At 65.6% G+C, this 5,079-nt stretch carries 5 protein-coding genes; 4 read left to right on the top strand and 1 reads right to left on the bottom strand.

Annotated features, from left to right (window positions below; all coding sequences use genetic code 11):
• The coding region (locus tag BIS11_RS10595) for an ATP phosphoribosyltransferase regulatory subunit (RefSeq protein ID WP_253586027.1) at positions 1-516 on the top strand (516 nt) is incomplete at its 5' end.
• Positions 516-1,811, top strand: coding sequence for an adenylosuccinate synthase (locus BIS11_RS10590; RefSeq protein ID WP_253423840.1), 1,296 nt, complete (start codon positions 516-518; stop codon positions 1,809-1,811). The genes BIS11_RS10595 and BIS11_RS10590, both read left to right, overlap by 1 nt.
• Before the next feature lie 96 nt (positions 1,812-1,907).
• On the opposite strand, the gene cobO is transcribed toward BIS11_RS10590, so the two are convergent.
• Positions 1,908-2,507: a cob(I)yrinic acid a,c-diamide adenosyltransferase gene (gene cobO, locus BIS11_RS10585; protein ID WP_253423837.1), complete on the bottom strand. Its 600-nt coding sequence runs from the start codon at positions 2,505-2,507 to the stop codon at positions 1,908-1,910.
• 134 nt (positions 2,508-2,641) lie between these two features.
• Here cobO and BIS11_RS10580 point away from each other — a divergent pair, with 134 nt between their 5' ends.
• Positions 2,642-3,127 (top strand): YajQ family cyclic di-GMP-binding protein, encoded by a 486-nt coding sequence (locus BIS11_RS10580; RefSeq protein WP_253423835.1) that lies wholly within the window; start codon positions 2,642-2,644, stop codon positions 3,125-3,127.
• A 105-nt stretch (positions 3,128-3,232) separates the two neighbouring features.
• Positions 3,233-5,079, top strand: a 1,847-nt coding sequence (pepN, locus tag BIS11_RS10575; RefSeq protein ID WP_253586026.1) for an aminopeptidase N, incomplete at its 3' end; no start/stop codon positions are given.

Below are 5,079 nucleotides of genomic sequence, written 5' to 3'. Positions count from 1 at the left end.
ATCCTGGATGAGGCGCGTGAGCGCCTGGCCGGCGCGCCGGTGTCCGTCACCGCCGCGCTCGACCAGCTCGAGGCGCTCAGCCAGGCGGTCCTGGCGCACTTCGACGCCTCGCTCTATTTCGATCTGGCCGAGCTTCGCGGCTATCAGTACCATACCGGCATGATGTTCGCCGCTTATGTGCCTGGCTACGGCCATGCGCTGGCCAAGGGCGGACGCTACGACGATACCGGGCGTGCCTTTGGCCGCGCGCGCCCGGCGACCGGTTTCTCGATGGATCTGAAGCAGCTGGCATCGCTTGCCGCCGCTTCCCCCGCGCCGAGCTCGATCTGGGCGCCGTCAACGGATGACGAGTCGCTGCAAACGGCCATCGATGCGCTGCGCCGACAGGGCGAGCGCGTCATCCAGGCGCTGCCGGGGCAGCGTACCGAACCGGCGGAGCACGATTGCGATCGCCGCCTTGAGTTTATCGACGGTCGTTGGCAGCCAACGGCCCTGACACGAGAGACGAGTGCATAATGGGTAAGAATGTCGTAGTCCTGGGTACCCAGTGGGGTGACGAAGGGAAGGGCAAGATCGTGGATCTGCTCACCGAGTCGGCCTCTGCCGTGGTGCGCTTCCAGGGAGGCCACAACGCCGGCCATACGCTGGTCATCGACGGCGAGAAGACGGTCCTTCACCTGATTCCCTCGGGCATCCTGCGCCCGGGCAAGACCTGCATCATCGGCAACGGCGTGGTGCTCTCGCCGGAAGCGCTGATCAAGGAGATCCGCGAGCTCGAGGAGAAGGGCGTGCCGGTGCGCGAGCGCCTGCGCCTGTCGCCGGCCTGCCCCTTGATCCTGCCTTACCACGTGCGCCTGGATCAGGCCCGCGAGAAGGCGCGGGGCGTGGCCAAGATCGGCACCACCGGCCGCGGCATCGGCCCGGCCTATGAAGACAAGGTGGCGCGTCGTGGCCTGCGCCTGGGCGACATGCTCCACCGCGAGCGTTTCGCTTCCAAGCTCGGTGAAGTGCTCGACTATCACAACTTCGTGCTGACCCACTACCACAACGAGCCGGCGGTGGACTTCCAGGAAGTGCTCGATAGCGCCATGCAGATGGCCGACGAGCTGCGCCCGATGGTCGGCGACACCGTGGGTCAGGTGCACGACCTGCGCAAGGCCAACGAGAACATCCTGTTCGAAGGGGCTCAAGGCTCGCTTCTGGACATCGACCACGGTACCTATCCTTTCGTTACCAGCTCCAACACCACCGCCGGCGGCACCGCCACCGGCTCCGGCGTGGGTCCGTTGTATCTCGACTACGTGCTGGGCATCACCAAGGCCTACACCACGCGCGTGGGCTCCGGCCCGTTCCCGACGGAGCTGTTCGACGACCACGGCCGGCATCTCGCCGAGCGCGGCCACGAGTTCGGCGCCACCACGGGCCGGGCGCGGCGCTGCGGCTGGTTCGACGCCGTGGCCCTGCGTCACGCGGTGCAGATCAACTCGGTCTCCGGTATCTGCCTGACCAAGCTCGACGTGCTCGACGGTCTCGAGAACATCCGCGTCTGCGTCGGCTATCGCAGCAAGGATGGCGAGGTGCTGGAGAACCCGGTCGACTCGGAAGGCTACGAAGCCGTCGAGCCGGTCTACTTCGACCTGCCGGGCTGGAAGGAGTCGACGCTGGGCGCCAAGAAGGTCGAGGACCTGCCCGCCAACGCGCGCGCCTACATCAGCTACCTGGAAGAGCAGGTAGGCACCAGCATCGACATCATCTCGACCGGCCCGGACCGTAACGAGACGATCGTGCTGCGCAACCCCTTCGACGAGTGATGTCGCAAACGCATTGACGTCGCAGGATTAGTACACAACGCCGCCGGTCTTCCGGCGGCGTTCTGCGTTCTGTGTTCTGTGTTTTGCGTTGACGGATCAGTAATCGATGCCGCGCCGCGTCTTCACGCCGGCGTTGAAGGCGTGGCGAACCTCCTGCATCTCGGTGACGGTATCCGCCATGTCGATCAGCTCGCGGTGAGCGCTGCGCCCGGTGATGATCACCGTCTGCTCCGGCGGGCGATTCTCGAGTGCGTGCTTGACCCGTTCGATGTCTAGATAGCCGAACTTGAGCATGTAGGTGATCTCGTCGAGCACCACCAGGTAGGTTTCGGGATCCGCCAGCATGCGCTCGGCGTCCTGCCACACGGCGAGGCACGCCCGTGTGTCGGCCTCGCGGTCCTGGGTCTCCCAGGTGAAGCCGGTGGCCATGACCACGACCTCGAGGTTGGGATCGTCCTCGAGCCGGTTGCGCTCGCCGCACTCCCACAGCCCCTTGATGAACTGCACCACGCCTACCTTGTAGCCGTAGCCGAGCGAGCGAGTCACCGTGCCCCAGGCGGCGGTGGTCTTGCCCTTGCCGTTGCCGGTGTTGACCAGCAGCAGGCCGCGCTCCTGCTCGGCGCGGGCGATCTTCTCGTCGACGTGGGCCTTGAGTCTTTCCATGGACGCCTTGTGGCGGCTGTCACGATCGCTCATGAGTGCTTCCTCGCAGTGAAAGGCGTCAAGATTAAAGGATGACGCCAGACGATTGCACGCCCGGGGCGAACCGGATTAGCCGAGCCGGCCCGGCTGCTCTAGAATGGCAGCCTGACTCTCGTTAAGGAAAACCCATGCCGTCATTCGATATCGTCTCCGAATTCGACCGTCACGAAGCTGCCAACGCCGTGGACCAGGCCAACCGCGAGGTCGGCACGCGCTTCGATTTTAAGGGGGTGGACGCAAGCTTCGCCCTCGAGGGGGAAACCGTGGCGCTGGAGGCCGAGGTGGACTTCCAGCTCAAGCAGATGCTCGAGGTGCTGCGCGGCCGGCTGATCGCCCGCGGCATCGACGCGCGCTGCATGGAGGTCAAGGACCCGGAGCTCTCCGGGGTCAAGGCGCGCCAGAACGTGACACTGCGCCAGGGGCTCGACGCCGCCCAGACCAAGGACATCGTCAAGCGCATCAAGGCGAGCAAGCTCAAGGTGCAGGCGCAGATCCAGGGCGAGAAGGTGCGCGTCACCGGCAAGAAGCGTGACGATCTTCAGAGCGTCATGGCGCTTCTGCGCGGCGAGGAAGGCCCGGACCTGCCGCTGCAGTTCGACAACTTCCGCGATTGATCGCCCGCCCCCGGCGCCTTGAAACGCCGGGGGCCGCCTCGTCTATACTGATCGTTTCACGTCACCGCGTTCGATGGAAAACTGTTCGATGGAAAGGAGCCATGCATGTCCGATCCGCAGCCGGTCTATCTAAGCGACTACCAGCCGCCCGATTACCTCGTGACCCATACCGAGCTGACGTTTGATCTCGACCCCGCCGCTACCCGCGTGAAGGCCCGCCTGCACATCGAGCGCAACCCCGTCGCCGCTCCGAATGCCCCGCTGGTGCTCGATGGCGAGCACCTGACGCTCGTGTCGCTCGGCCTCGACGGCACCGCGCTCGAGGAGCGCGACTACGTCGTGAGCGACACCACGCTTCGCATCGACCGGGTACCCGAGCGCTTCTGCCTCGAAAGCGAGGTCGAGATCGACCCGGACAGCAACACCGCCCTGGAAGGGCTCTACCGCTCCAGCGGCATGTACTGCACCCAGTGCGAGGCCGAGGGGTTTCGGCGCATCACCTACTACCCGGACCGGCCGGACGTGATGGCGACCTTCAAGGTGACGGTGATCGGCGATTTGGCCCGCGAGCCGGTGCTGCTCGCCAACGGTAACCGGGTGGAGCAGGGCGAGCGTGACGGACGCCACTTCGCGGTGTGGGAAGACCCGCACCCCAAGCCCTGCTACCTCTTCGCCCTGGTGGCGGGCGACCTGTACAAGGCGAGTGACCGCTTCACCACCCAGAGCGGGCGCGAGGTGGCGCTCGAGATCTGGGTGGAAGAAGAGAACCTGGACAAGACCGAGCACGCCATGGCCTCGCTCAAGCGCGCCATGGCCTGGGACGAGACCACCTACGGGCGCGAGTACGATCTCGATTTGTTCATGATCGTGGCGGTCAACGACTTCAACATGGGCGCGATGGAGAACAAGGGGTTGAACATCTTCAACTCCGCGGCGGTGCTGACTCACCCCGACACCGCCACCGACGCCGCCTTCCAGAACGTCGAGGGCATCGTCGCCCACGAGTACTTCCACAACTGGTCCGGCAACCGGGTGACCTGCCGCGACTGGTTCCAGCTCTCCCTGAAGGAGGGCTTCACCGTCTTTCGCGACCAGTGCTTCTCGGCGGACACCAACTCCGCGCCGGTCAAGCGCATCCAGGACGTGTCGTTCTTTCGCACCGCCCAGTTCGCCGAGGACGCCGGCCCCACCGCCCACCCGGTGCGCCCGGACCACTACATCGAGATCACCAACTTCTACACCCTGACCATCTACGAGAAGGGCGCGGAAGTGGTGCGCATGCTGTGCAACCTGGTCGGCTGGGAAGCGTTTCGCCGCGGTGCGGATCGCTACTTCGAGCGCTTCGACGGCTGCGCCGCCACCATCGAGGATTTCGTCGGCTGCATGGAAGACGCCTCCGGCGAGAACCTCGATCAGTTCATGCGCTGGTACTCCCAGGCGGGCACGCCGGAGGTCGACGCCTTCGGCGAATACGACTACGTGCACGGCGAGTACCGCCTGACGCTTCGCCAGCGCACGCCGGCAACGCCGGGCCAGAACGAGAAGCTGCCGCTGCACGTTCCCGTGCGCCTGGGGCTCGTCGGTACCAAGTCCGGCCAGGACCTGACCCTGACCCTCGATGGCGAATCGCTCGGCAAGGAGGGCGTCATCCACCTGCGCGAGGCGGAGCAGACCTTCGTGTTCGAGAACGTCGCCGAGGCGCCGGTGCCCTCGCTGTTGCGCGGCTTTTCCGCTCCGGTGATGCTCCACTACCCCTATTCGCGCGAAGAGCTCGCCTTTCTGCTCACCCACGACAGCGACGGCTTCAACCGCTGGGACGCCGGACAGCGCCTCTCCATGCTGGCGCTGGACGACTTGATCGCCGCCCACCGCAACGGCGTCGAGAAGGTGATGGATACCCGGGTCGTCGAGGCGTTTCGCACGCTGCTCGACGGCGAGGTGAGCGACAAGGC

This window comes from Halomonas sp. 707D4 (genome assembly GCF_024158685.1).
GTDB lineage: Bacteria > Pseudomonadota > Gammaproteobacteria > Pseudomonadales > Halomonadaceae > Vreelandella.
The sequence above is the reverse complement of the archived record's forward strand: the minus strand, read 5'-3'. Positions and strand labels throughout refer to the sequence as shown.